Annotated in this window: 26 protein-coding genes and 1 pseudogene; 15 read left to right on the forward strand and 12 right to left on the reverse strand. The window is 34.6% G+C overall.

The annotated features are described in order from the left end of the window. The first annotated feature begins 48 nt into the window (after positions 1-48). Positions 49-1,536 (forward strand): glycosyltransferase family 39 protein, encoded by a 1,488-nt coding sequence (locus tag BSU00_RS10050; protein ID WP_105004462.1) that lies wholly within the window; start codon positions 49-51, stop codon positions 1,534-1,536. Between the two features lie 158 nt (positions 1,537-1,694). Continuing rightward, positions 1,695-2,780 (forward strand): NADH:flavin oxidoreductase, encoded by a 1,086-nt coding sequence (locus BSU00_RS10055; protein WP_199176787.1) that lies wholly within the window; start codon positions 1,695-1,697, stop codon positions 2,778-2,780. Positions 2,781-2,856: 76 nt separating this feature from the next. Here BSU00_RS10055 and BSU00_RS10060 read toward each other — a convergent pair whose 3' ends face one another. The 6 genes from BSU00_RS10060 to BSU00_RS10085 form a co-directional block, all read right to left on the reverse strand. Next, positions 2,857-3,330, reverse strand: coding sequence for a hypothetical protein (locus BSU00_RS10060; protein ID WP_105004270.1), 474 nt, complete (start codon positions 3,328-3,330; stop codon positions 2,857-2,859). Between the two features lie 47 nt (positions 3,331-3,377). After that, a complete protein-coding gene (locus BSU00_RS10065) occupies positions 3,378-4,469 on the reverse strand; it encodes a hypothetical protein (protein ID WP_105004271.1) in 1,092 nt (363 codons plus the stop codon). Between the two features lie 26 nt (positions 4,470-4,495). Then, positions 4,496-6,313 carry an alpha-2-macroglobulin family protein gene (locus BSU00_RS10070; RefSeq protein WP_158254421.1) on the reverse strand — a complete coding sequence of 606 codons (1,818 nt, stop codon included), beginning with the start codon at positions 6,311-6,313 and terminating at the stop codon, positions 4,496-4,498. Continuing rightward, positions 6,310-6,846: a hypothetical protein gene (locus BSU00_RS10075; protein ID WP_105004273.1), complete on the reverse strand. Its 537-nt coding sequence runs from the start codon at positions 6,844-6,846 to the stop codon at positions 6,310-6,312. Before BSU00_RS10075 ends, BSU00_RS10070 begins: the two co-directional genes overlap by 4 nt. Positions 6,847-6,851: 5 nt before the next feature. Next, entirely contained in the window at positions 6,852-7,265 is a 414-nt protein-coding gene (locus BSU00_RS10080) for a hypothetical protein (RefSeq protein WP_105004274.1), read from the reverse strand. 401 nt (positions 7,266-7,666) lie between these two features. Beyond that, positions 7,667-9,715 (reverse strand): MG2 domain-containing protein, encoded by a 2,049-nt coding sequence (locus BSU00_RS10085; RefSeq protein WP_105004275.1) that lies wholly within the window; start codon positions 9,713-9,715, stop codon positions 7,667-7,669. A gap of 304 nt (positions 9,716-10,019) precedes the next feature. Here BSU00_RS10085 and murC point away from each other — a divergent pair, with 304 nt between their 5' ends. Continuing rightward, positions 10,020-11,372 (forward strand): UDP-N-acetylmuramate--L-alanine ligase, encoded by a 1,353-nt coding sequence (gene murC, locus BSU00_RS10090; protein WP_105004464.1) that lies wholly within the window; start codon positions 10,020-10,022, stop codon positions 11,370-11,372. On the opposite strand, the gene BSU00_RS10095 is transcribed toward murC, so the two are convergent. Next, the gene (locus tag BSU00_RS10095; RefSeq protein WP_105004276.1) at positions 11,369-12,439 is read right to left on the reverse strand and encodes a nucleotidyltransferase family protein; all 1,071 of its coding nucleotides are present in this window, start codon (positions 12,437-12,439) and stop codon (positions 11,369-11,371) included. The genes murC and BSU00_RS10095 overlap by 4 nt on opposite strands. Continuing rightward, complete coding sequence (locus BSU00_RS10100) at positions 12,429-13,499, reverse strand: hypothetical protein (protein WP_146104840.1); 1,071 nt, start codon at positions 13,497-13,499, stop codon at positions 12,429-12,431. Before BSU00_RS10100 ends, BSU00_RS10095 begins: the two co-directional genes overlap by 11 nt. 143 nt (positions 13,500-13,642) lie before the next feature. Here BSU00_RS10100 and BSU00_RS12950 point away from each other — a divergent pair, with 143 nt between their 5' ends. From BSU00_RS12950 to BSU00_RS10110, 3 genes are all read left to right on the forward strand, one after another. Next, entirely contained in the window at positions 13,643-13,807 is a 165-nt protein-coding gene (locus tag BSU00_RS12950; RefSeq protein ID WP_158254423.1) for a DUF5522 domain-containing protein, read from the forward strand. A gap of 26 nt (positions 13,808-13,833) precedes the next feature. Continuing rightward, the gene (locus tag BSU00_RS10105) at positions 13,834-14,541 is read left to right on the forward strand and encodes a DUF4197 domain-containing protein (RefSeq protein WP_105004278.1); all 708 of its coding nucleotides are present in this window, start codon (positions 13,834-13,836) and stop codon (positions 14,539-14,541) included. A gap of 140 nt (positions 14,542-14,681) precedes the next feature. After that, a complete protein-coding gene (locus BSU00_RS10110) occupies positions 14,682-14,879 on the forward strand; it encodes a Lacal_2735 family protein (protein ID WP_105004279.1) in 198 nt (65 codons plus the stop codon). On the opposite strand, the gene BSU00_RS10115 is transcribed toward BSU00_RS10110, so the two are convergent. Together BSU00_RS10115 and pyrF are read right to left on the reverse strand one after the other, a co-directional pair. After that, entirely contained in the window at positions 14,862-15,641 is a 780-nt protein-coding gene (locus BSU00_RS10115; RefSeq protein WP_233188700.1) for an ABC transporter substrate-binding protein, read from the reverse strand. The two genes, BSU00_RS10110 and BSU00_RS10115, sit on opposite strands and share 18 nt — an antisense overlap. A 31-nt stretch (positions 15,642-15,672) precedes the next feature. Next, entirely contained in the window at positions 15,673-16,485 is an 813-nt protein-coding gene (pyrF, locus tag BSU00_RS10120; protein WP_105004281.1) for an orotidine-5'-phosphate decarboxylase, read from the reverse strand. A 63-nt stretch (positions 16,486-16,548) separates the two neighbouring features. Between pyrF and BSU00_RS10125 the strand changes: the two are divergent. The 8 genes and pseudogenes from BSU00_RS10125 (at position 16,549) to BSU00_RS14070 (ending at position 22,365) form a co-directional block, all read left to right on the forward strand. Next, a pseudogene (locus BSU00_RS10125) lies at positions 16,549-17,621 on the forward strand (ABC transporter permease). A 1-nt stretch (position 17,622) separates the two neighbouring features. Next, positions 17,623-18,117, forward strand: coding sequence for a thioredoxin-like domain-containing protein (locus BSU00_RS10130; RefSeq protein ID WP_105004282.1), 495 nt, complete (start codon positions 17,623-17,625; stop codon positions 18,115-18,117). A gap of 265 nt (positions 18,118-18,382) precedes the next feature. Next, a complete protein-coding gene (tpiA, locus tag BSU00_RS10135) occupies positions 18,383-19,141 on the forward strand; it encodes a triose-phosphate isomerase (RefSeq protein WP_105004283.1) in 759 nt (252 codons plus the stop codon). Positions 19,142-19,166: 25 nt separating this feature from the next. Next, a complete protein-coding gene (gene prmA, locus BSU00_RS10140; RefSeq protein WP_105004284.1) occupies positions 19,167-20,003 on the forward strand; it encodes a 50S ribosomal protein L11 methyltransferase in 837 nt (278 codons plus the stop codon). 5 nt (positions 20,004-20,008) lie between these two features. Further along, positions 20,009-20,284 carry an ATP-dependent Clp protease adaptor ClpS gene (locus BSU00_RS10145; protein WP_105004285.1) on the forward strand — a complete coding sequence of 92 codons (276 nt, stop codon included), beginning with the start codon at positions 20,009-20,011 and terminating at the stop codon, positions 20,282-20,284. Between the two features lies 1 nt (position 20,285). Next, positions 20,286-20,570, forward strand: coding sequence for a hypothetical protein (locus BSU00_RS10150; protein WP_105004286.1), 285 nt, complete (start codon positions 20,286-20,288; stop codon positions 20,568-20,570). 257 nt (positions 20,571-20,827) lie between these two features. Then, positions 20,828-21,904, forward strand: a complete 1,077-nt coding sequence (gene prfA, locus BSU00_RS10155) for a peptide chain release factor 1 (protein WP_105004287.1) — start codon at positions 20,828-20,830, stop codon at positions 21,902-21,904. Between the two features lie 353 nt (positions 21,905-22,257). Continuing rightward, positions 22,258-22,365 carry a hypothetical protein gene (locus BSU00_RS14070; protein WP_369820324.1) on the forward strand — a complete coding sequence of 36 codons (108 nt, stop codon included), beginning with the start codon at positions 22,258-22,260 and terminating at the stop codon, positions 22,363-22,365. Between the two features lie 73 nt (positions 22,366-22,438). On the opposite strand, the gene BSU00_RS10165 is transcribed toward BSU00_RS14070, so the two are convergent. Continuing rightward, complete coding sequence (locus tag BSU00_RS10165; RefSeq protein ID WP_105004288.1) at positions 22,439-23,209, reverse strand: zinc ribbon domain-containing protein; 771 nt, start codon at positions 23,207-23,209, stop codon at positions 22,439-22,441. A gap of 3 nt (positions 23,210-23,212) precedes the next feature. Then, positions 23,213-24,307 (reverse strand): Nif3-like dinuclear metal center hexameric protein, encoded by a 1,095-nt coding sequence (locus BSU00_RS10170; protein ID WP_105004289.1) that lies wholly within the window; start codon positions 24,305-24,307, stop codon positions 23,213-23,215. Positions 24,308-24,366: 59 nt separating this feature from the next. On the opposite strand from BSU00_RS10170, the gene lpxK reads away from it, so the two are divergent. Continuing rightward, entirely contained in the window at positions 24,367-25,395 is a 1,029-nt protein-coding gene (gene lpxK / locus BSU00_RS10175; protein WP_105004290.1) for a tetraacyldisaccharide 4'-kinase, read from the forward strand. Positions 25,396-25,425: the final 30 nt, after the last annotated feature.

A 25,425-nucleotide genomic window follows, 5' to 3' on the forward strand; every position in this document is an offset into this window, starting at 1 on the left:
ATTAGAGACATATAACAATTCACAAAATATATTTAAACAAAAATGAAAATGAAAAAGTATATTTCAATTATTGGAGTATTAGCTTTTTTTAAAATACTAATTCAATGTATTGGAAATAGAAATTACGGATTTCAACGAGATGAATTACTGCATCTGTCTGCTGCAGAACATATGGATTGGGGATTTATAGAATTCCCTCCTCTTATAGCAGGTGTAGCGAAAATAGCAATCACTTTTTTCGGGATTTCTTTACCTGGTGTAAGACTTTTCTCTACCTTGGCTGGTGTTGCGATATTGATACTATGTTGCCTGATGGCGAAAGCATTAGGGGGGAAAAACAAAGCAATATTACTTTCAGGAATCTTTACACTAGCATTTATTCCTTTCTACAGAAATCATACATTACTACAGCCGGTAGTGTTTGACCAATTATTCTGGACATTGGGTTTTTATATTCTTATTCGATTTATCAATTCTGAAAATAAAAAGCTTCTTTTGCTACTAGGAATATCTACAGGGTTAGGTCTGTTAACAAAATATACTATTGCAGTATGGATATTTGGTGTTTTATTAGGATTGCTCTGGTATAAAAAGGCAGCAATATACAAGAATCTATGGTTTTATATGTCAATAGTTCTAACGCTACTTTTATTTCTTCCTAACTTAATTTGGCAATTAAAGCATGATATACCTTTTTTAAAGCATTTTAAAGCCTTAAAAGAACAGCAATTAGATAGTTTAAGTCCTTTTGATTTTTTACTCGGTCAATTCGAATCTCCTTTTACTTTTTGTATGGTAGTAATAGGGTTATTTTTTTTCTTTGTTGATGGTTCTCTTAAAAAGTATAAACCCCTTGGAATTGCTGTTAGTTTTATATTTATTACTTTATGGATAGTACGAGCAAAGGTGTATTACGTTTTTCCTGTATATCCACTTTTGTTTGCTAGTGCTGCGGTAAAAATTGAAGAAAAATTTCAAGAAAATCCTGTATGGATCTACACCATAGGAGCTATTACATTTCTACCATCCATATTTTTTATTCCAATGGGTACTCCTATTTTACCAATCGATACCTACGTTGCATATCGAGGATTACAGAAAAAGAATGGAAGAATACAATTAACGAGTGATTATGCAGATATGTTCGGTTGGGAAGAGCAAGTGCGTGCTTTACATAGTGCATATACGTCATTGTCTGGAGAAGAACAAGAAGCTTGTTTGATTTGGGCTAGTAACTATGGAGAAGCTGGAGCAGCTGAAATCCTTGGTAAAAAATATAAATTACCACAAGCTATCTCTAAAAGTGGAAGTTTTTGGTTATGGGGTCCAGGAGCAATAGATACAAAGGTTTGGATTGTAATAGGATATAATAAGCAAGATGTTGAAAATGTATTCGAAGAAATAGAATTAGTGTCTGTACTTACTAATACCTATGCCGTGGAAGAAGAGAATCACGTACCGATTTATGTTTGCAGAAGCCCTAAGGTAGCTATTCCTAAATTATGGTCAAGCTGGGAGGATAGCGTTTTTGAATAGTGAAAATACTGCAGATTTTCAAGGGATATTTTTTTGTAATGATATTATTTTTCCTCGACCAAAACTCTGAAAAAGGTAGTTGCAATGCTTCTAATATTAGAATTATAGGAAGTTAACTATCTCGAGAATTATTTAAAGATTATTAAAATTAAATTACGATGAAACTATCTTCCGACGACAATTTGCGATTTAAATGTGGTAAAAAAAGTATTAACAGGTTTATGTTAGCCCCTATGACAAATTCACAAAGTCATGAAAATGGCATGCTATCGGAAGCGGAATACCATTGGTTAACGAAACGTGCAGAAGGTGGTTTTGGTATTACAATGACTTGTGCCGCCCATGTACAAGAGGTTGGAAAAGGTTTTCCAGGACAACTCGGTATTTTCTCGGATGCCCAAATAGAAGGACATGAAAAACTATCCAGAGGAATTAAAGCGCATGGAAGCTTGGCAGTTATTCAATTGCATCACGCCGGCATGCGTTCTCCCAAAGAACTTGTAGGCGAAAGCCCACTATGCCCTTCTGCAAATGAAAAATACGGTGCTCGGGAAATGTCATTGGAAGAGGTTATTCAGTTACGGGATGATTTTGTTGCTGCGGCAGTTCGTGCCAAAAAAAGTGGATACGATGGGGTGGAAGTACACGGAGCACATGGTTATATTTTAACGCAATTTTTAAGTGATGAGTTCAATAAGCGAACAGATTTGTATGGGGGAGGGTTGGAAAATCGCTCTCGTTTATTGTTTGAAATAGTAGATACTATTCGAGAAAAATGCGGTACAGAATTTTTGGTAGGAGTACGTTTATCTCCCGAGAGATTTGGTATGAAATTAGAGGAGGTAAAACAGGTTTCGCAACAACTTATTGCTGCCGGAAATATTGATTTTTTAGATATTTCTTTATGGGATGTCTGGAAACTTCCAGAGGAGGAAAGCCAGCAACAATTAACCTTATTAGAACACTTTACGTCTATAGATCGAAAGGATGTTTTGCTTACAGTTGCCGGACATATAAGAACAGGGCAAGATGTAGAAAAGGTATTAGCCGCAAAGGTTGATTTTGTAAGTATTGGTAGAGCTGCTATTTTACATCATGATTTTCCTTATAGGGTATTACAAAATAGTGATTTTACTCCTGTAGAAACTCCAGTTACTGAAGCATATCTGGCACAAGAAGGGCTTGGTGAAAAGTTTATTACCTATATGAAACGTTGGGATAATTTTGTTAAAGAAGAAGTGTAGCTTTTTCAAAACCTATACTAGTATAAAAAAACACCCGCAAAATATATTTACGGGTGTTTCTTTAAAGTATTGTACCTTAGAATTGGTAGCGTAATGCGATACCGATATCCGATTGGAATCCATCGTAATAGTTGCTAAATCCTACTTCTGGTCTAAAATCTAAGGATATTAATAATGGAATATCAAAGTTGTATTCCACACCAATTACACCAGAGGCAAAAATAGAAGTGTTAGAATTATCTAAAACTTTGTCCTTCCAATTTCCAAGTCCTCCACCAAAACCTGCATACCAATTAAACTTATTTTCTAATTGCCATACCCATTGGTATAAGCCAGTAACTTTAAATGCATTATAATCTTTATTTCCTCTAATACCAAGATCTACCTCCAAACGGTTATTGCTTGAAAGCTTTCGCTGGTATGAAAATTCTGTACCAAAACCATCATTGGCCCCAAAACGAATCCCGATAGTATTATCGGCAATTTGCTGCGCATTTGTGGTTAGTGCAAATGCACTAAATGCAATAAGTAATACATAAAATTTTTTCATAATTTTTTCCTTATTTAATTAATTTCGGCTAAAATACGCAAATTATATTAGTTCTTAATAGTAATTGTACTCCCTTTAGAGTTACTCCTTAATTCTGGCGCATAGAAGTTTTCAATCATTGCAATACCAGTGCTAAAAATACCAGTATGGCTTGCTCTTGTATCGTATTCAAAAACGTAAATACCTTTCGGTAGGTAGTCAAAAAAGAAATTTGTAGCTGTATCGCGTATACTTTGGTAAAAAGAAATTCCATCTTGCCATTTGTACTTCGAAATGTTATCTAGGGGTTCTAATCCACTAGCTCTATTGTCTTTTATATGCAAATATTGCATGTCTCGATCGGAATACAGTACTATTTTGGTGGTTACTATATCTCCAATCTTTACCGCACCTGCCTCCGATATTGGAACCAATTTCAAGCCATTTTCGGTAGTTACTTTTTTAAATAGTTTTTTCTCTATTTTTAAAGAAGATTCCGTTGCTGAAACCGCATTTAAATTTTCAAAATATTGCCAATATAAGCCTCCCCATAAGGCAGTTTTACTAGTAGGTTTAATTTCTACAGTACTCATATCATTGGATATTTCATTGGCAGTCCAAGAAGTTTTGAAATATCCTGTTCCTGCCATTATTTTAGTGTCTTCTGATTTTTCAGGAATAATTTTTTGTGTTCCAACGGAAACTGTAGGCGTATTGGTTATGTCGTGTAAATCAATTCCATAGTGCACTAGCGCATGTATTGCAGCGGCTGTAGCTTTCGTGGTGTTCCATCGATTTACTTGTTTATTTTTTAGCAGCCAGAGTTTTAGTTTTTCTATGATTTTTGGAGTTGGTTCTATTTCGCTAAAGGTTTCGATAAGTAGCGCTTGTGTTTCTGTAGGAGCTTCGCTCCACAACCATCCTGCTTTATTGGCTTTCCAATACATTCCTTTTTCTTCCGATAAGATACTTGTTTCTTTCAAAGATTTAACTATTATTCGTGCTTTATCTTTACGATTATTTCGAAATAATTGTAAGGCTATCAAAGCTTTCTGCTGTAGGTTTACGTCCATCCAGTATTTTTCAGTTTGTTGCTGAAAGTATTTCACTGCTTCTACAGAGTTTTCTGGTATCGCTTTTTGTTTGAAAAATTGACGCAAGTATAGGTAACGGATGTTAAAATCACTTAGGTGATTTTTTGCAAAAATTCTACTGATTTTGCAATGCCCTCTGTTTTCTTTATGCGCAATGCTTTGTCTTGTAATTTTTGATAGTGGTAAGCTATTTCGTTGTCTAAATACAGCAATGCTTTTTCGATGATTTCTGTGGTAAGTGCATCCAATTCAGAAATACTGAGCTGTTGTAAATGCCCGAATCCAGTAACGATGTGCTGGGTAATACTTCTGTTCGCCTGCGGATTACCCTTAAACCAGGGGAATCCGCCGTTGGGCAATTGCATCTGCTTTAGTTTGGAAGCGATGCGTTGTTTTTCACCCTTGATTTTGTGAATTTCAAACAATAGGGCAATTCGCTTTCTCTGCTCTTCTTCCGATTGCGCCTCTCGTATCCATGGAGTTTCCTCCAGTAGTATGCTTTTTAATTCCTGGTTTTTTTCTAGATTACTTATGAGTAGATCTGCCGAGGCCCACTGGGTAAAAACTTCCTCAATCTTTGGGTTGGAACTCGTGATGTATTGTGCAATACTATTGGCATAATACCTAGAAAATATTTGTTCGCTTCCTGCAGCATTACTTTCTAAAAGATAGGGTAGTGCTTGTATGGCATACCAAACGGGATTGGATGTTATCTCTAAAGTTAGTTTGTGGTTTAACAGTGTTTTAGAAGTGTTGTTTATTAATTTCTCCAGTGTAAAGGTTTTACTCTTTCCTTCTGAAGTCCATAACGGAAGTGCCTCTGTAACGAGTGTTCTATTAGAAAGTACAGGTATAGTTGTCTGTTCTCCATCGGAGAAGTTGCCCGCTTGGGCTGCGATTTTAATTTGAACAAGATCTAAAGTATCCGGAACTTTGAGTTTCCAGTAAACCTGTGTGTTTCCAGCAGCATCAATACGGTACTCTCTTTTACTGGTGTTGTCTGGTATCCAAGCACATCTTTCTCCCGTTAAAGGATTATGGAAGCTTATATTTGCAGTACCCTCGAGAATTTTTGTGGTGGTATTGGTAATTTTAGCAGGTATTACAATGGAATCTCCTTTTCTTAGAAATCTCGGGAGGCTAGGAGTAACCATCACTTGTTTTTGTGTAATTATTTCCTCGGTTTTTATACCAGAATACAAATTTTTAGTATGTGCTAGTACTTGTAATTTCCAAGAAGTAAGTGCCTCCGGAGTAGTGAATTCAAAGGATACACTTCCATCTTTGTCCGTTTTCAACTGCGGAAAAAAGAAGGCTGTTTCTTTAAGGTTTTTTCGAAAGTTCATTTCTTTAAAAGTCTTTTTCTCTTCTGAGTTTTCGATGAGGTTGTCTTGGTCTTCCTCGGCACTTTCCGGACTTGTTTCTGCCGCCATTTCGATACCATTAGTTGCTTCTTGTAATTTTCTTGAAGTATCCACACTAGCATATCCCATGGTAATTATATTTTCTGTACTATTGTCAGATTCCATGAGAACGTTTATGTCAGAAAAATTAGTTACTACTTTTTCAACAGATTGCATTCCTACATATGAAAATACAAGCGTATCTCCTTTATTGACACGGATGGAATACGCTCCATCAAAATTGGTTTCTGTTCCGAAGTTTGTTCCTTTGATCCGAACGGAAACACCTAGTAAATAACTACTTTCATCCGAGACAATTCCGCTTATGGTACCGTCAAATTTCTTTTTTTGGTAAGCAAGATTTCTAAGGTATTGTTGGTTTAGCCATCGATTATTCGTGAAACTAAAGCCAAACCATTTGTAATGTGCATTATTTGGATAGTCGTTAAAAAAAGTTCTTGGAACTTCAGGTATATGTACAGTAAACACAGTATTTCCAAAACTCATATTAGCGTATGCTCGGTTATACCTCTGAATTGTGGTTTGGATATGGGGGAAAAACGCCATTGATGTGGCTCAAATGCATCTAAAGAAGCATCGTACATGCTTGCCAAAACTTCTGCAGATACCGGTTCTTTTTGAGAACCTTTAATGGTAAATCGCCAAGTTTCTTGAGAACCCGGAACTAACTTGTCTCGAAAGGTGTTGGTTGTAATCTCCAAATCTTTTTTAGGGAAAGGTACCGAAATAGTGTGACTTCCTTTCGCAAAAGAGTTATAGGCAACATAATACCAATTTACGTGAATACCTCCCATATCTTGAGCCGATATTGGTATGTTAATTTGTTTGTGATTGCGGTTTAAATGAAGGTAGTGTTTGCTAACCGAACTGTCTTGACGTGAAATTTCTACCATTACATAAATGGATTTTGCGCCCGATTTTACCTTTAGTATGGCCTCTTCCCCGGGTTTGTAGGTCTCTTTATCCGAGGTAATCGCGACAATACTAGCATCGGAGGGAATTTTGTCTTTTGATGACATTACAGTTATAATTTTACATCCTTAATGGATTTTCCCGTCGAATCCTTAGTATGTAAAACCACCATGTATTTACCAGAGCTCCATTTTGAAATAGAATTTAATGGTACTTTGGTACCTTTTTCAGTGTCATAAGAACTTGTAAAAACTAGTTTTTCTTTTTCCCATTCTTGTACATTACTCTCTTTTTTGTAAGCTTCATAAGGAAACTTTGTGAGGTACTCTTTTTGGTTTATAATAGGATAGTCTGGAAATGCCCAAGGACGATTTCGTAAGGGTCTACCAGGAGCTTTTAGTTTAAACACAGAAATAGTTCCTTTGTTAAATATTGGTGTTCCGTTTATGTTTTTAGTAGCTATAGCTATTTGATGGGTGTCTGTATTTTTATCCAGAATTTCGTCTATAGTAATACTTGCTTGCAAGGAGTGATAGCCAATTTTAAGATGCTCTTTAATACTTCTTGTTTCCCCATTAATATCCGTTACATCGGCACTTATAGCATAGGTAAATATAGGTAGATTTTCAGTAGAAATACTTTCATCTGGTTGTGCAATGAACGCAATTTCAAAATTTCCTGTGGCATCTGTTTGTGTCGTTCCAAAGCTAATTTCTTCCGAAGTACTGTAGAAGTTAGGGTGGTTCCAATACCACCATCTTGGGTATTCTACGTTTCTGTAAATACGATATGCTACTGTGGCATTACTAATAGGAGTATTTGCATAGGATATGGCAGTACCTTTCCTCGTAATCGTATCTTTTACCTTAAAAGTAGTCGCACTTGGTGTAAAAGCTACTTTAAATTTTTGTATTTTGTATTCCTCTACTAAAATTTTAGTGTAATTTTTTGATCCTCAACCGAAGCTTCTATTGTATAGGAACCGGTTAGTCCTGTATTTGGAAGTAGGAATTCGGTGCTAAAAGAGCCAAAGGTATTTGTGGTTACCGAAAGTTCTTGCACCGTTTGGTAATTACTGTCTTTAAGTCTTACAGTCAGGGTTTTATTTGCTAATACCGTGTTGTTATCTTTGGAGTTTTGTAGTAAAATACCTTTGCAGTAAACAATTTGTCCTGGCCTGTAGATACTTCTATCTGTGAAGAGAAAAGTTCTTCTTTTATGCCTCGCTTCTCCCAATTTGCTTGCAATATTTCTTCTAGGATTAATGTATAATTGGGAGAATGTAGCAGTATCTCTTTTGTGCTGTATTTTTGCTGTAATATCGTAGTAATACTGCATTGTTCCTTTGAAGCTAAATTCTCCGTTTTTATCTGTTGTAAAACTTTTATAAAGAGACTTATTATTTTTATTTTTTGGGTCACTGCTGAATGTTACATAAGCTTTTGCAAGAGGTTTGCCGGAAGTTCTGTTTACCACCTGATAGCTATTAGTATTGGAAACATTGGCGATAAGAGCAATGTCGGTAACCTGAATAGCAGAAAACGCAGTAATGGCTTTTTTGGAATCATCTGGAGTGGATTCTGCAAGTATTATGTAATATCCTTGTTCCAACTTCGGTATGCCAACTTCTGTACTGTGTTTCTGGAAGTCTTTGGTATCGGGTAAGCTGCAACTCCATGAAGTAATTTTTGGTTGCTTCGTAATACCGGTAATTTGTGCTTCTTTTTTATATTTTTTCTGCAGTGCTTCTATAGCACTGCTTCCCATTTTGTAGATGGAAAACCGGAGATTTTTGATGTTTTTATAGTTTACTAAAATCTTGCTATACATACCCACAGGAATGTGCTTTTCACTGGTAATATCAAGTGTGCTTGCTTGGATGTTTTCTTTTAGGGCTAATGCTTTTGTAGCAACGGTATTTCTAGGGAATTTTGTTAGGATCTCATCGCATAATTCTATGGCTTCGTTATTTTTGTAACGATATATTTCTTTGCTTCCTCGTCGGTATGTTTGTGCTTGTTGGTTTTTTCGTCTCGCAATTTCAAGCGTGTAATACCCCACTGCAGTATAGGTTTTAAATTCTTTACTTGAAGTATGTAATGTTTCTAAAAATTGCTGTTCTTTATTGGGAAAAGTAGCGTGCTTTTCTATAAATCGAATGCGTTCTATATCAGTATTAACAAAGGCATCTTGGTATCTGTTTTGATATTGATGCTTTAATAATTTTTGATAAGCAACAAGCGCGTTAAACGATTGCGATAAGGTATCTTTGGTTACTAGAGGAATTTCCATAAAGCTGTTAGCATTTGTTAGTAAAGCACTATTAGATACGGTAAATTTGTAAGAAGGTTTGAGGATGCTAGTTTCGGTATTTTTAAAAAATTCTAAAGAATTTTGCAGTAAAAAGTCATAAAGAGTAGGGTGCAATTTTTTACTGTCTTTGTGTAGTTGCAAGATTTCATAAAAATCTTTTATTTTACTTTTTTGAAGTACGGATTCATCTGTTGTTGATGCTTTATAATAGTGGTTAATTTCAGAAAATAATGTAGTTAAGTCCCAAGTTCTAAAATCCGTTTTGTCATTTTTTACAATAGATTGCGTTCTATTGTATAGCTTCCATCTATTCGCTTTAAAGTACTCCCAATAGAGATTAGCCAACATGCTCTGTAAGATATTTTTGGCAGGTGCAGTACTAGTGGCGATGTGTTGCTCAAACCGCTTTACAACAGAGAACTGAGCATCTTCCTCTAGCGTTAACGAAAATTTACTCTGATATACCAAGGCTTTAATTAATTGCGAATCGTTATTTTCTTTTTTTGCTTTGGCATAAATACCATCTACCTTTACCAAAGCGGTTTTAAGTTGATCTTTTAATTCATACCTATAGACCTGTTCCCATAATTCAGGGTAGTCTTCTTGACCTATCGCTAGTGGCGTAAGTGTTACAATTAAAATTACAGATAGTATTTTGTACATGCTTTGTGAATTTATTCAACAGCTATTAGCTTATAATATACCGTAAAAGTTTAACAAAAGAAAATATAGTTGCATTCTTCAAATTACAACCAATTTTTATTGCTTTTAATGGGTATGTAATTTACCTAACAACAAATGGGCCAAAAAAAATTTGGGAGCACAATACGTTAATAGAGAGATAAACGATACACGGCACACTGCAAAGACATAAATACAGAAAAATGAATGTGACAGATTTTTTTCCATTTAAAACGTGCGTACATTACTATTTTACTTGATTATATTTACACAAATTTTTTCTACCATGAAAATACATTTTATAGCTATAGGAGGAAGTGCTATGCATAATTTAGCCATTGCGCTGTACCAAAAAGGATATCAAGTAACCGGAAGTGATGATGTTATTCACGATCCTTCTAAATCAAGATTAGCAAAATATAATTTATTGCCCGAACGTTTTGGTTGGTTTCCGGATGCTATTACGGACGCGATAGATGTGGTGATCTTAGGAATGCATGCAAAAGCAGATAACCCAGAGCTGCTTAAGGCACAAAACTTAGGATTGAAAATTTATTCGTATCCTGAGTTCTTATACGAACAAAGTAAGTATAAAACTAGAGTAGTTATAGGAGGTTCGCATGGGAAAACTACTATTACCTCTATGATTTTACATGTTTTAAATTACCACGATCGGGAGGTAGATTACATGGTAGGTGCGCAGTTAGATGGGTTTGAAACGATGGTTCACCTAACCGAGGATAATGATTTTATCGTCCTAGAGGGAGATGAATATTTAAGTTCGCCCATAGACAGAAGACCAAAGTTTCATTTATACAAACCAAATATCGCTTTGATTAGTGGTATTGCTTGGGACCATATTAATGTATTTCCGTCTTTCGAGAATTATAAAGAGCAGTTTTCTATCTTCACTAATTCTTTAACCCATGGAGGTATAATGGTTTACAACGCAGAAGACACTGCAGTAAAAGAAATTGTAGAATCGGCAGAGCACGCTATAAAGAAGTATCCATATACCACTCCTGATTTCACCATTCGAAATGGAATTACCTACATAGATTCACCGGATGGAGAATTACCTTTAGAAATTTTCGGAAAACACAATTTACAAAATGTTGCAGGTGCCAAATGGATATGCCAACATATGGGAATTGATGAAGATGATTTTTACGAAGCTATCACGAGTTTTCACGGAGCAAGTAAACGATTAGAAAAAATCGCAGAAAACGATGCAACGGTAATTTATAAAGATTTTGCCCACAGCCCAAGCAAAGTAGCCGCAACTACCGCAGCAGTAAAAGAACAATACCAAGACAGAGATGTGCTAGCTTGTTTGGAACTACATACCTATAGTAGTTTAAATACAGAATTCTTACGTGAGTATCGAGGTGCATTGGATAAGGCAGATAAGGCTGTAGTTTTCTATTCGCCAGATGCAGTTAAGATTAAACAATTAGAAGAAGTAACTAAGGAGGAAATAGCTACTGCTTTTCAACGAGATGATTTATTAATTTATACAGACCCAAAGGAATTTCAAGAGTTTTTATGGAAGGAGCCTTTGGTGAATTCGGTTGTTTTACTAATGAGCTCCGGAAATTATGGTGGTTTAGATTTTGAAAAAGTTACAGCCTTAGTTTAACCGCTAAACTTACTGCGAAGCCATTCTTTATCGCTAAATTTTTCTTTTACGTATTGTCTGTACCCATCATTATACAAGGCTTTTGTTAAAATTGCTATTCGGGTATTGGTTTTTAGGTAAAAGAGTCGGATACTTCTCTCTATTTTGGCCCTTACAGGATGATCCATGTGCCGTATTACTTTATGCGTGTGCTTTTTACTTTTGGAAGTGTTTTTAAAAGTTATATTTTTCGATTTGGCTAAAAAATGCGCATACAAATGAATTCCAGCATTTAATTCCTTTCCTAATTCTTTGTGTATTATATCAGTTTCTTCCGGTAATTTTTTGCTTAACAAATAATAATCATAAGCTGCACGAAGGTTGATGGTTTTGTGAATATATTCACGATCATTGATCATTTTTGAAAAAACGGTTAGTTTTATTTGATCGGCAAGTGACAAATGCGAAATATTGTCTTTTTGAACTATTCCTGCTGCTACAGTGTTGAAATTAAAAAACGAGGATTTACTTTTTAGCAACATCTCTTTGTGCAATTCTACTGCGGCTATGCGATTGGGGTGAACGAGTCTTGGTAAATGTCTATGATCGGCAAATAATCTTTTATTGGTGGTATAGCCATGTGTATGCAATACTTCGTAGGCTCTGTTACAATTACGCAAGGTTAGTATACAATCGATATCGCCAACCATTCTCTCGGCGATATCTTCGTATAATCCGTTTAATAGATTTCCAGTGCCTTTTAAAAAAACAGGGGTGATGTTATTATCTAATAGAAGCCTGTTAATTTCCTTTGCTTGTTCTATAATGTGTTTATTTCGTTTTCGGTTTAGCTCGGTAATATGCTTCATGTATGCGACCAAATCCTTTGGCAAATAGCTGAGGAGATTAGCTCGTTTTAAATTACAATACAGCGCCGGAAATACATAATGTTTGGTACTGATTTTTATCACATTATCCCAATCTACATTGCCAGAGATGATTTGTTTTTTTAGTTGAATTTTGTTGTTTTTTTCCTGACTAATAGTAAGGCATTTTCCAACAAAATATATGGTTTCTTTATAGTTCATAAGTAAATATATTTTCTACAATAGCAATCATTTTTTGGTTGTTGGAGTAGGTTAATTGGTAACAAGTTAGCCCTGTAAACCAATCTAAAAACGCAGCGGCATTACTTGCCTTTGGTGAAAGCCAAGAATCAGGAACTAGCTGCTCCAATGCATCGAATAGAGAGATTTCTTTTATCCGCGCATCGGTGTTTTTACTATATTTAATAAAGACAAGCTTGTTACAAGGTGCATGCTGTTTGTAGTCTCTGTTTCTTGGAGGAAGGTATCGTACTGTTTTCCCTAGTTTTTCGTATTTGTACTCTGCAGAATTTTGCAATTCTGGATAGTAAGGGAGTAATACGAGAAGACTGTTTTTTTTAATGGAAATAGCAGATGGATAGCTGTATACCTCCTTGTTTTTTGCTAAAATAGGTACAAAATCATCCGCTAAACAAGTATAACCGTGTGCTTGTAATAATGCCAAAGAGGTGCTTTTCCCATTTCCTGACGCCCCCAAAAATAAAATGCATTCCCGATGATTGCTTACGGCAGAGGCATGCAATATTCCCATCCATTTGTCTTCTTTATAATCGTGCATATGCTCGATAATTTTCATGGAGAATTTTCCCTGAAAAACATGACTGTCTTTTTGATGCCAAACATCAATTAATTCAGTATTGTTGTACAAATGTATAATGTCATTGCTCGTAAATATTTGATACTGAAAATCGGTTTTGGAAGTAGGTTCGACTTCTAAATGAGCAAACTTAGGGTGAATTAGCGCTGTTTCATAAGCACTACAAAACGCTACCAATAAAATTGTATCGTTTATTTTATAATATTTACTTGTAGTATAAGACTGTATTCTTGGATGCTCGTTTGTAATTTTAGCTTGTATTTTTTTTGGAGTGAAAAGGAGGTTTTTACAATGTAGTAGTAGGACTCTTCTGTGTTCATCCGTGATATCAACTGCCGAAGTTATACAAGATGTAATTTCTTCCGTTGATTTTTTTTCTGCTACCATCTGTAAGATTTTAGCAAAAATAGGCGAAACGATGAGGTATTGGTTTTGGTTTTCCAACCAAACAATTGTTTTGGAATTTATTCTTTTGGAAAGTATCATAGCGTTACGAATATACTAAAAGTAATTTTTAAGAACTATATTTGCACCACGATTTTATATTGTCATAAAATTTTTAGTTTCTTAATTGTATTGTACAAGTAATGTTTAAACAGAGAATTGAGTTAACAGAAGAAGATTATTACCTAAATGAGCAGGGGTATAAAGTTTTTACTGAAAAGTACCATTTGAAACGAGGGTATTGCTGTAAAAGTGGATGTAAGCATTGTCCGTTTGGTTACGATAAAAAAACAGATAGTTTTCGATAAATTATAAATTTAAATATAGGTATCACATGAAAAGAGTATTGGTATTTTTAGTATGTATTTCATTTTTAGGAACAGCAGGGAACAATGCTGTTGTCGCCCAACTTTCTGGTGGAGGTATTTTATCGCAAGATCAAATTGGAAACGGTTTACGAGAAGCCTTAGACCACGGTATTGCAAATCAGGTATCGAAACTAACTGCAGTAGATGGTTTTTATAAAAATGATTTGGTAAAAATCTTATTGCCAAAGGAGCTTCAGAAAGTAGATAAAACCCTACGAAGAATAGGATTAGGATCTTTGGCAGACCAAGGGATAATGGCCATGAATAGGGCAGCAGAAGATGCTGTTAAGACTGCCACTCCTATATTTGTGGATGCGGTAAAAGGAATAACCTTTACCGATGCAAAAAACATTTTACTAGGCAATGAAAATGCCGCAACTACTTATTTAAAAGAAAAAACAAACACCTCTTTATATAAAGAATTTAATCCTGTGATTAAAAATTCTTTCGCAAAAGTAGGAGCAGATCAGATTTGGAGTACCTTAATCTCAAAGTACAACGGAATGCCTTTTGTAAAGAAAGTAAATCCAGATCTTACAGATTATGTTACTCAAGAAGCGCTGGACGGTGTTTTTACCATGATTGCAGAGGAAGAAAAAGGAATACGTAAGAAATCTGGCCTGCGAAATACAGAATTGTTGAAAAATGTATTTTCTTTGCAAGATAAACGCTAAAGAATACCATTGAACGACACATATCTACACTTCATCGAAAGATGGAGTTTTTTTTTGTTTTTTTTTTCAAAAAATAGTTTATTAAATACCTGTAAATGAAATTATTGTGTATATTTAGGTGGGGGTTTTAATATAAAAAAATGTTACGAGTTAATCAATTACACAAGTACAAAAAACATTTGGAAGAACGATATATTCGATTAGTAGAAAGTGCCAATGACTACAAACATATTGATGAGTGCAAGAGTGATAGGTCTGCTTTTAAAGCAATGAAGGTCTTAGAAAAATTAAACAGAATTAAGTATTTGGACAAAGAGATTTCAAATACTCTTGTGTAAGCGTTCAAAATAGTCAAAAGCTTTTAATAACCTAGATCCATACCAAGAAAACATTTCACCGTCAACCATAATTATTTTTGTGCTTGGTGCGTATTTTTGCAATTCTGATTTGTGTTTTTCTTCAAACGGATACGGTTCAGAGGATAGTAAAATTAGGTCTATATTTTTTGTTTCGAGTTTTTGAAGGTCTATCTCCGGATACCGTTCCTGGCTCTTAAAGCTATTCTCAAAATAGTTTAGTTCCAACATACTGTTTATAAAAGTATTGTTGCCTGCTACCATCCATGGGTTTTTCCAAATGAAGTAGGCAGTATTTAGGCGCTTTGTATTTTTTAAATTTTCGCTAAAGTTTTTCAGTGCAAAACACAAAGTGTCACGTAACTGAATTGCTTTCTCTTTACAGGAAAATATTTCTCCATATGCATTGATGAGTTTTAGTACATCCCCTGTTGTAGTGATATTGGAAACGTGTGTCGGTGCAATTTTTGTACAAGCTGCAACAATCTCTTTTGTATTTTCTTCTTTATTACACAATATCACATCAGGACGCAGTGCTGAAATACTCTCTAGCTTGATGTTTTTGGTTCCTCCTACAATTTTTTTTTCATTCTTTAGAGAAGAAGGATGTATGCAGAATTTAGTAATTCCAACAATATGCTCCTCTAAGCCTAAATCTACGAGTAATTCCGTTTGACTCGGAACTAAGGAAATAATCCGCTTTGGAGTTTTTAATGGAGCTTTATGATGGTAAAACTGAAACACTATATTTCGATAGGTTTTGCGATTTTTTGTATTACTGTAACATTTCTTGCATTTGCAATTGTAAGGCTAGAGCTTTTTTTGCAGCTGCTTCTGCAAAATCTGTTCCTTTACTTGCATAGATAATTCCTCTAGAAGAGTTGATAAGTAAACCAATATTAGTATTCATTCCGTAAGAACAAACTTCAGATAAACTTCCACCTTGAGCGCCTACACCAGGCACTAGAAGAAAGCTATCCGGGATAATCTTTCGAATTTCTTTCAAGTAAGTTGCTTTTGTTGCACCGATTACATACATTAAATTTTCAGCATTTTCCCATGTTTTTGAAGTCTCTAAAACGTGTTTGTACACTTCTTTTTCTTCCGCAAGTTTCGTTTGAAAATCAAAAGCTCCTAGATTAGAGGTTAATGCTAGTAAAATAGTATGTTTATTTTCAAATGCTAAAAATGGTTCTACGGAGTCTTTTCCCATATAAGGCGCTACAGTAACACTGTCAAAATCTAAATCTTCAAAAAAGGCTTTTGCATACATCGAGGAAGTATTGCCAATATCTCCTCGTTTAGCATCTGCAATTGTAAATATTTCAGGGTAGTTTTCGTTGAGGTATTGTATTGTTTTTTCAAGAGATTTCCATCCTTTTAATCCATATGCTTCATAAAATGCCGTATTGGGTTTATAGGCAACACATAAATGATGTGTAGCATCAATAATTGCTTTGTTGAAGGCAAAAATAGGGTCTTCCTCTTTGCGTAAATAGTCGGGTATTTTATCGATATCTACATCTAAACCAATACATAAAAATGATTTTTTTCTTTTGATTTCAGATACGAGTTGTTGTGTAGTCATGGGTTAATTTAAAAGTTAGACAAAAGTAAGCAATTTTGCTAGTTTCTAGTATATTTGTTTTTAATGTTACAATTCATATTGCATAAGGTTTTTTACGGGTTTCTTACACTTTTTGGTGTAGTTACCATCATATTTCTATTGTTTGCTGTACTTCCAGGAGATCCTGCTAGAATGATGTTAGACCAGCGGGAGGACTCAGAACAATTACAAAATATAAAGAAAAAATATGGTTTCGATAAACCATTGGAAATGCAGTATTTGTATTATGTAAATGATGTGTCACCTATTTCGTTTCACAGTATCATTTCCTCAGATTACACTTTTTTAGACACCGATAAATACACCTATCGCAAACTTTTATCTTTTGGGGATTATTGCATGGCTATAAAATACCCTTATCTGCGAGAATCTTTTCAGAAAAATGGTAAAAAGGTTTCCGAAATAATAGCCGAAACCATTCCAAATACAGCGGTTCTGGCAATATCTGCTATAGTAATTGCATCGTAATAGGCGTATTTTTAGGTATTGTATCTGCAGTTTTTAAGGATAGTTTTTTAGACAGAAGTATTGCCGTTTTTAGTACCTTAGGAATGAGCATACCCTCGTTTTTTTCTGCTATCTTATTTGCATGGTTTTTTGGTTTTATTTTGCATACTTATACCAATTTGGAAATGACTGGTAGTTTATATGTTGTAGATGATTTTGGAGAACAGGTGTACATACAATGGAAAAATTTAATTTTACCTGCAATTGTATTGGGAATTAGACCTTTAGCGGTTATTATTCAGCTAATGCGGAATACGCTCTTGGAAACCTTTAATAAAGATTATATCAGAACTGCGAAAGCCAAGGGGTTAACCACTTTTCAGGTTTTGAAAACACATGCCTTAAAAAACTCATTGAATCCTGTCATTACTGCAATTTCTGGATGGTTCGCTTCTATGCTTGCTGGGGCTGTTTTTGTAGAGTATATTTTTAATTGGAATGGATTGGGAAAAGAGATTGTAAATGCATTAAACACCCTCGATTTACCAGTAATTATGGGAAGTGTCTTAGTAATTGCAAGCCTATTTATTGTCATAAATATAATGGTAGATATTTTTTACAGTTGGTTAGATCCTAGAGTTAGATTATAGCATGCGAATTACAGTACTAATATTTTTAAGTTTTCTTATCACTTCAGTTGGCTGTAAAGTTTTTCAACCAAAGAGTTTTTCTCAAGCTGCCCTTGATGCTACTCTAGTTAGCACAACCAAAGATACTATTTCACTAAGAGAAATTTTAAGTGCTTCTTCTGCTAACAAAACAGTTATTGAGGTATATGCAAGTTATTGCCCGTACAGTCAGAAAAGTTTTTCAAAAATTAAAAAATTACAAGAAAAATCCAACGGTATATCCTATGTCTTTTTGTCTGTTGATCATTCCTTTTACGATTGGAAAAGAGGTTTAAGCAGCTTAAAGGAAAAGGTTTCCGGAGCACATTATTACCTTGTTGAAAAAGGGAAAGGTAACTTAGGAGAATTTTTAAAATTACAAAGCATACCACGGTTTTTACTACTTCGTGAAGATGGAAGCATAGAGGTTTTTAAAACTTCTGAAGTTGAAAAGCTAGAGCGGTGGTTATTGCCTTAAAGTAAAACGGAACTTCTTCTTTTAAAATGCTACCGTTGCATACTTTACTTTACATATCTAAAACAAAGGTGGCTTATTTGCTTACTTTGTAATGAGTTATTTATTGCATACGACTTTTTGGTTGAAAAACGAAAATAAAAGGTTGTCTGCAGTACTAGGTCGTTAAGTAGCGAACAAATGAAAGCAAACTTAAAAAAATGGTGTATTTTAGCTCTTTATTTTTTTGAAGTAATTTTTAGAATATAAACCATATAAACATATAAAAGTGAGGAATAATATCGTTGCGGGAAACTGGAAAATGCATAAGGATCTTAAAGAAACAAAAGAACTTATTGAAGGAATTAAAAAAGGTTTAAATAATTCAGAAAAGGGAACATCTCGAGTAATTGTAGCAACGAGTTTTGTTAGTTTAACTACTGCAGTAGATGCAATTAAGGAATCGATTATTGAAGTAGCTGCGCAGAACATTCACCAGGAAAATGCTGGTGCATTTACAGGAGAGGTCGCTGCTTCCATGGTTAAAAGTTCCGGTGTTGGTGTCGTAATTTTAGGACATTCAGAACGAAGAACGTATTTCGGAGAGTCTAATGCATTACTTTCAAAAAAGGTGAAGCAAGCCCTTGCAAATGATTTGGAGGTTATTTTTTGTTTTGGAGAACTTTTAGAGCACAGAAAAGAAAACAAACATTTTTCGATTGTAGAAGAACAGCTAAAGGAAGGATTGTTTAATTTGTCTGCTCAAGATTTTGGAAACATAGTTCTCGCCTATGAACCTGTTTGGGCAATAGGAACTGGTGAAACTGCTACACCAGAGCAAGCGCAAGAAATGCATGCCTTTATTAGAAATGTCTTAGCTAAGAAATACGGCGAGGAAGTCGCAAATACCATATCTATATTGTATGGGGGTAGTGTAAAGCCAAATAATGCGAAAGAAATATTTTCTAAACCAGATGTTGATGGAGGTTTAATCGGAGGAGCTTCTCTACAAGCAGAAGATTTTGTGGCAATAGCAAACTCCTTCTAAATAATACTAATGTAAATTTTAGGCAATGGATAATATATACGTAGCGTACGAATTTGTTGTTGTTCCAAGAGATCCTGCCACTGAAATTTTAGTGGCAGAATTAGGAGCTTTGGGGTTTGAGAGTTTTGTAGAGAATGAAACAGGAGTTACTGCCTATATTCAAAAAAAGGATTGGAATGCAGATATATTACAAGAAGTTTTTATCTTAAATTCTCCAGATTTTCAAATTAATTTCGATTTTTCAGAAATAGCACAAACCAATTGGAATGCGGAGTGGGAAAAAAACTTCCATCCCATTCAAGTAGATGAAAAGGTGAGTGTTAGAGCGCCATTTCACGAAAATCCAAATTTGGATTTTGATATCGTCATTGAACCAAAAATGAGCTTTGGAACCGGACATCATGAAACTACGCATATGATGCTTCAGCACTTATTAGAATTGCATATAAATAACAAGAGAGTTCTAGATATGGGTTGTGGTACCGGAATTTTAGCTATTTTTGCAGAAATGAAAGGTGCAGCCGTTGTAGATGCCATAGATATTGATCCTTGGTGTTACGAAAACACTATAGAAAACTGTTCCAGAAATAAGTGTAAAGCCATATCGGTATTTCAGGGAGATGCTTCTTTACTAAAAGATAAAGAATACGACCTAATTATAGCCAATATTAATAGAAATATCTTAATTAAAGACATGGAAGTTTACATAAAATCCCTCTCTCAAGATGGAATTTTACTTTTGAGTGGATTTTACAAAGAAGACATTCCAATATTAGAAGATAATGTGGTTCCCCACGGAATGGTTTTACAGAAAACTTTAGAAAGAAATAATTGGGTAGCGTTACAGTATCAAAAACTCTAGTAATTATGAGTACAATTGAAAAAATTCAGGAGGAGTTAGACCTTTTGACACAAGCAACAAACAAGCACGAGATTATATTATATAACGATGATGTGAATACATTTGATTATGTTATTGATAGTCTTATACAGGTTTGTGAACATACTCCAGAACAAGCCGAGCAATGCACCGTATTAGTGCATTACAAAGGTAAATGTGCCGTTAAAACTGGTGCGTACAAAGAGTTAGAACCTAAATGTACTAAGCTCTTGAATCTAGGCCTTTCTGCAGAAATAATTTAGTATGGAGAATGTTTTAAAGTATTTTGAATTCTCCGATTTTTTTGAGGATACCTCGGGAACCTTTTCCGGAAATTCTATTAGCTATTCTGTGTTAAATGAAGAGCATTTTTTGGTTTTCCAAAAAACACAAGAAAACAAAGAAATCTACACACTTTTTGTCGCTAAGTATACCGCTGAAAAAGACATCGGGAAACAGCAGCCATTAATACTAGAATTATTAGTAGAACAATACGACGAGTCTAACCCGGAACACCGCATACTTCTCAGAAAATATAAAGCCTATTAGCTATAGTCTTTATTCTGAGGTCTTTGTGAATTTTTCGAAGTTCTTTATGTTTCCTGAAGGCAAGTTTAGTAGTATTTTATAGATGCTTAAAAATAATAAAAGTTACTGCGAGTACTTACTTGTTGATTACATGGTGAGGTTAAATTAATTTACTTCTTTAGGGAAGAGTGTTTTCTGATTCCGTCCTTATTACTTTTCTGGCATTGTTCCTATATTTTAAAGAAAAATCGTAAATTCGCACTCCAAGAAATAATATCATGCTAGATAAATTACAAATAGTAAAACAACGTTTTGACGAAGTCTCTGATCTTATTATTCAGCCAGACGTAATAATGGACCAGAAACGTTATGTGCAGTTAAATAAAGAATACAAAGACTTAGGGAAGGTTGTTAAAAAAGCAGACGAATATAAAAGTCTTTTAAATACTATAGAAGAGGCAAAGGAGATTATTTCAGATGGTAGCGATGCGGAGATGGTAGACATGGCTAAAATGGAGATGGAAGAGGCAAAGAATAGAATTCCAGTTTTGGAAGATGAAATAAAGTTTTTATTAATTCCGAAAGATCCAGAAGATGCTAAAAATGCTGTGGTAGAATTACGAGCAGGTACAGGTGGAGATGAAGCTAGTATTTTTGCAGGAGATTTATATAGAATGTATTCCAAATATTGCGAAAGTAAAGGATGGAACGTATCTATTGTAGATTACAGTGAAGGAACGAATGGTGGTTTTAAAGAAATTCAGTTTGAAGTTTCAGGAGAGGATGTATATGGAACTCTGAAATTTGAAGCTGGAGTGCACCGTGTACAGCGCGTTCCGCAAACAGAAACACAAGGACGTGTGCATACCTCTGCTGCAACTTGTATGGTTTTTCCAGAAGCAGAGGAGTTTGATGTAGAGATTAACCCTAAAGACGTTCGTATCGACTTCTTTTGCTCTTCAGGGCCAGGGGGACAATCGGTGAACACTACGTATTCCGCTGTTCGATTGACGCACATACCAACTGGTTTGGTAGCGCAATGTCAGGATCAAAAGTCGCAACATAAAAACAAAGAAAAGGCATTTCGCGTCTTGCGCTCACGCTTGTATGATTTAGAATTGGCCAAAAAGCAGGCAGAGGACGCCGCGAGAAGAGGTACCATGGTAACTTCTGGTGATCGTTCTGCTAAAATTCGTACGTACAACTATCCACAAGGTCGCGTTACCGATCACAGAATTGGATTGACATTGTATGATTTACAGAATATCGTAAATGGGGATATTCAGAAGATAATCGATGAACTAATGTTAGCAGAAAATACCTCTAAACTAAAAGAGCTAGGGGAGACAATATAATAAGTTCTGCGTTTGTTTGTGCTTATTTCAAGCTGTATAGGTTTGTTTCCTACGCAAATAATCTGTATCTTTATGCTTCATTTATTTTGTCTTTGGAATAAAGACTTTCTTCGAATTTTAACTATCTATTATTTGAAATTTATAATTAAATCTTCGCGATAGCTTTTTAGAGTTTTTCTTATTCAAATAGATGATTTCCAGATTTTTTGCTGTTTCCCAGCGATGAATTTTCTGGGTAAATTAGGTTGAAGTATAATTAATAGTATATAATTTATGTTAAAAATAGTAGTCAAGGAGGGAGAAAACATCGATAGAGCCTGAAACGTTACAAACGCAAGTACAGGGATGTTAAAATTTTACAACAATTAAGAGATAGAAAACAATATACTAAACCATCTGTCTCAAGAAGAGCAGAGGTTAAAAAGGCTGCCTATAAAGAGCAATTGTTTAAAGAAGATTAATACTATCACACTTTTTAGAAAATAAAAAAACTCAATCTGTAAGATTGAGTTTTTTATGTGACTTTTTAAATTTTTATGAAAATAACTCTTCAATTTTTTGTTTTTCTTCACTAGCTAAAGCTGCATCAACTAAGATACGACCGCTATGCTCGTCTATGGTTATTTTTTTACGATTGGCAATTTCCAATTGAATTTGAGGTGGAATAGTAAAGAAAGAACCACCGGCAGCACCACGCTCTATGGAAACAACAGCTAAACCATTTTTAACTTTATTTCTGATTCTTTTATAGGCGCTAAGTAAGTGCGCGTCTATAGATGCAGCATATTCTATTGATTTTTCTTTCAATAGTTTTTCTTCTTTTTCGGTTTCTTTAAGTATGGCATCCAATTCGTTTTTCTTGTGCGACAAATGCTGCTCTTGTCTGGCTAATTTTTCTTTGGTGTTTTCAATAACCTCATTTTTTTGCGTTATTTTCGCTTTGTACTCTTTGATTCTTTTTTCAGAAAGCTGTATTTCTAACTCTTGGTATTCTACCTCTTTACTTAAAGAATCAAATTCACGATTATTTCGAACATTTTTTTGTTGTTCTTCGTACTTAGCGATTAATCCTTTAGACTCTGTTATAGCAAGTTTTTTATTGCTGATTTCAGTTTCTAGATTTGCTAAATCAGTGGCCAAGTTAGAAAGTCTCGTATTTAGTCCGGCAACTTCATCTTCTAAATCTTCCACTTCTAGAGGTAATTCACCTCGAACGTTTCTTATTTCGTCAATTCTCGAGTCAATTAATTGTAAATCGTATAACGCTCTTAATTTCTCTTCTACCGTTACTTCTTTTTTTGCCATCTTTTAAATATAGTATATTGGATTTGTACTTTCTTCACTTAAAATAATTGCAAAAGTACTAAATTTTTTTCGAAGATAATCAACTAACAAATTTTTTGTAAACTGTTCACTTTCATAATGCCCAACATCTACTAATAAAATTTCGTTTTCTGCTTTGAAAAAATCGTGGTATTTAAAGTCTGCACTTATGTAGGCATCTGCTTTTTGTTTTTTTGCTTGTCCAATTGCAAAGGCGCCCGACCCTCCCAAAACAGCTACTTTTTTTATCGGGGTATTTGCTATGGCAGAATGTCGAATACATTTGGTCTTAAATTTCGTTTTTACCTCTTTCAGAAAAGTCTTTGCATCCATTTCTTGTTCTAATTCTCCTTGCATACCCATACCTATATCTTGATACGAATTATCTAGAGTAATTACCTCATATGCAACTTCCTCATACGGATGATTCTCCAGAAGACATTTGATAATCGCGGTTTCTAAATAGGCAATAAAAGTAACCGTAATACAGGTTTCTTCTTCATGTACCAATTCGCCCCTTTTTCCAAGTACCGGATTAGCATTTTCGTTAGCGTGAAAGGTCCCTGTTCCGGTGGTATTAAAGGAACAATTATCATAATTTCCTATATTTCCCGCACCGGCTTCAAATAATTTTTTCCGTAAAGGACCTGCCTCTTTGGAAGGAACATAGGTGGTAAGTTTTTTTAGCATTCCTTTTTTAGGAAGTAATGTTTTGGTGTTTTTTAGCGATAGGATTTCGCACATTTTTGCAGAAACTCCTCGGTTTACATTATCTAGTGCAGTATGAGTTGCATAGATGGCGATGTCGTTTTTAATTGCTTTTAAGACCACCTTTTCTACGTAGCTATTACCGTTTAACTTTTTTAAGCCAGAAAATATAATGGGATGAAAGCTCAAAATTAAATTACATCCTTTTTGAATTGCCTCATCTACTGTTTTTTCAAGCGTGTCTAAAGTGACTAATATTCCATTTACGGTAGTGTTAGGGCTACCAATTAGAAGACCAACATTGTCGAAGTCTTCTGCAAATGGCAATGGAGCTAATTGTTCGAGGTAATTGGTAATGTCTTTAATTTTCATTTTGAAATTTAATAAAGATTACTGTATAGTCAAAGTTAAGATTTTTTATATTCGTGGTAATGAAATTACTACGTTTTTTGCTGTTCCCTATTTCGATTGTGTATAACCTTATTACCTCAATTAGAAATTTTCTTTACGATACCAATATGCTTAAACAAAGCGTATTCAATATTCCGGTTATTGCGGTTGGTAATTTAAGCGTTGGCGGTACCGGAAAATCTCCCCAAATTGAATATTTGATTCGCTTGTTATACAAGCAGTACGCTATTGCAGTGCTCAGCAGGGGTTATAAAAGGAAACTAAAAGGCTTTCAATTGGTAAACGCAGAACACAGTGCAGAGGAGGTTGGCGATGAGCCTATGCAATTCTTTAGAAAGTTTTCAAACAATGTTACTATTGCGGTAGATGCAGATCGTGTACATGGAATTTCCTCGTTGTTACATTTTACAAGCAAACCCGAACTAATTCTCCTTGACGATGCTTTTCAGCATCGAAAGGTTAAAGCTAGTTTCTACATACTTCTCACAAAGTATAACGATCTTTACACCAATGATTTTCTACTACCAACCGGTAACCTTAGAGAGCGTAGAGCAGGTGCGAAGCGGGCAGATGTTATTGTGGTGACCAAATGTCCAGCGGATTTAAATGCAGAAAAACAAAGACTAATTGCAAAAACACTTCAAATCGAGAATACACAAAAATTATTTTTCTCTACGATAACTTATCAGGAAGATCTAATAGGACCAGAATCTAAAACACTATCGGATTTTACCAATAAAAAAATACTATTGGTCACAGGCATAGCGAATCCAATTCCGTTAGTACAATACTTAGAAAAAAGAAACATCAGTGTAGAACATATTGCTTTTCCCGACCATCATAATTTTACCCATAAAGATATAGTACTTCTTCAAAAACATGAAGGTATTCTGAAGGAAACTAATAGTATTATTTTAACTACCGAAAAAGATTATGTTCGTTTAGAAAGTAAACTTACTAATTTGTATTATGTCTCTATTCAAACAGAATTTATAGATAATAAAGACGGTTTTGACACATGTGTTTTAGAGCATTTGCAAACCTTTTAGTAAACATTAATTGGTGTTATTTTTAGATTT

The sequence above is a fragment of the Tenacibaculum sp. SG-28 genome (genome assembly GCF_002954385.1).
Lineage (GTDB): Bacteria > Bacteroidota > Bacteroidia > Flavobacteriales > Flavobacteriaceae > Polaribacter.

Coding starts and splice junctions, on each gene's coding strand:
- BSU00_RS10105 (WP_105004278.1), top strand. CDS start 13,834: ATGAAAAGAGTATTGGTATTTTTAGTATGTATTTCATTTTTAGGAACA.
- pyrF (WP_105004281.1), bottom strand. CDS start 16,485: ATGACTACACAACAACTCGTATCTGAAATCAAAAGAAAAAAATCATTT.
- BSU00_RS12950 (WP_158254423.1), top strand. CDS start 13,643: ATGTTTAAACAGAGAATTGAGTTAACAGAAGAAGATTATTACCTAAAT.
- BSU00_RS10130 (WP_105004282.1), top strand. CDS start 17,623: ATGCGAATTACAGTACTAATATTTTTAAGTTTTCTTATCACTTCAGTT.
- BSU00_RS10095 (WP_105004276.1), bottom strand. CDS start 12,439: ATGAACTATAAAGAAACCATATATTTTGTTGGAAAATGCCTTACTATT.
- BSU00_RS10110 (WP_105004279.1), top strand. CDS start 14,682: ATGTTACGAGTTAATCAATTACACAAGTACAAAAAACATTTGGAAGAA.
- prfA (WP_105004287.1), top strand. CDS start 20,828: ATGCTAGATAAATTACAAATAGTAAAACAACGTTTTGACGAAGTCTCT.
- BSU00_RS10060 (WP_105004270.1), bottom strand. CDS start 3,330: ATGAAAAAATTTTATGTATTACTTATTGCATTTAGTGCATTTGCACTA.
- BSU00_RS10055 (WP_199176787.1), top strand. CDS start 1,695: ATGAAACTATCTTCCGACGACAATTTGCGATTTAAATGTGGTAAAAAA.
- BSU00_RS10050 (WP_105004462.1), top strand. CDS start 49: ATGAAAAAGTATATTTCAATTATTGGAGTATTAGCTTTTTTTAAAATA.
- BSU00_RS10150 (WP_105004286.1), top strand. CDS start 20,286: ATGGAGAATGTTTTAAAGTATTTTGAATTCTCCGATTTTTTTGAGGAT.
- BSU00_RS10075 (WP_105004273.1), bottom strand. CDS start 6,846: ATGTCATCAAAAGACAAAATTCCCTCCGATGCTAGTATTGTCGCGATT.
- BSU00_RS10145 (WP_105004285.1), top strand. CDS start 20,009: ATGAGTACAATTGAAAAAATTCAGGAGGAGTTAGACCTTTTGACACAA.
- murC (WP_105004464.1), top strand. CDS start 10,020: ATGAAAATACATTTTATAGCTATAGGAGGAAGTGCTATGCATAATTTA.
- BSU00_RS10070 (WP_158254421.1), bottom strand. CDS start 6,313: ATGAGTTTTGGAAATACTGTGTTTACTGTACATATACCTGAAGTTCCA.
- prmA (WP_105004284.1), top strand. CDS start 19,167: ATGGATAATATATACGTAGCGTACGAATTTGTTGTTGTTCCAAGAGAT.
- BSU00_RS10170 (WP_105004289.1), bottom strand. CDS start 24,307: ATGAAAATTAAAGACATTACCAATTACCTCGAACAATTAGCTCCATTG.
- BSU00_RS10085 (WP_105004275.1), bottom strand. CDS start 9,715: ATGTACAAAATACTATCTGTAATTTTAATTGTAACACTTACGCCACTA.
- BSU00_RS10165 (WP_105004288.1), bottom strand. CDS start 23,209: ATGGCAAAAAAAGAAGTAACGGTAGAAGAGAAATTAAGAGCGTTATAC.
- lpxK (WP_105004290.1), top strand. CDS start 24,367: ATGAAATTACTACGTTTTTTGCTGTTCCCTATTTCGATTGTGTATAAC.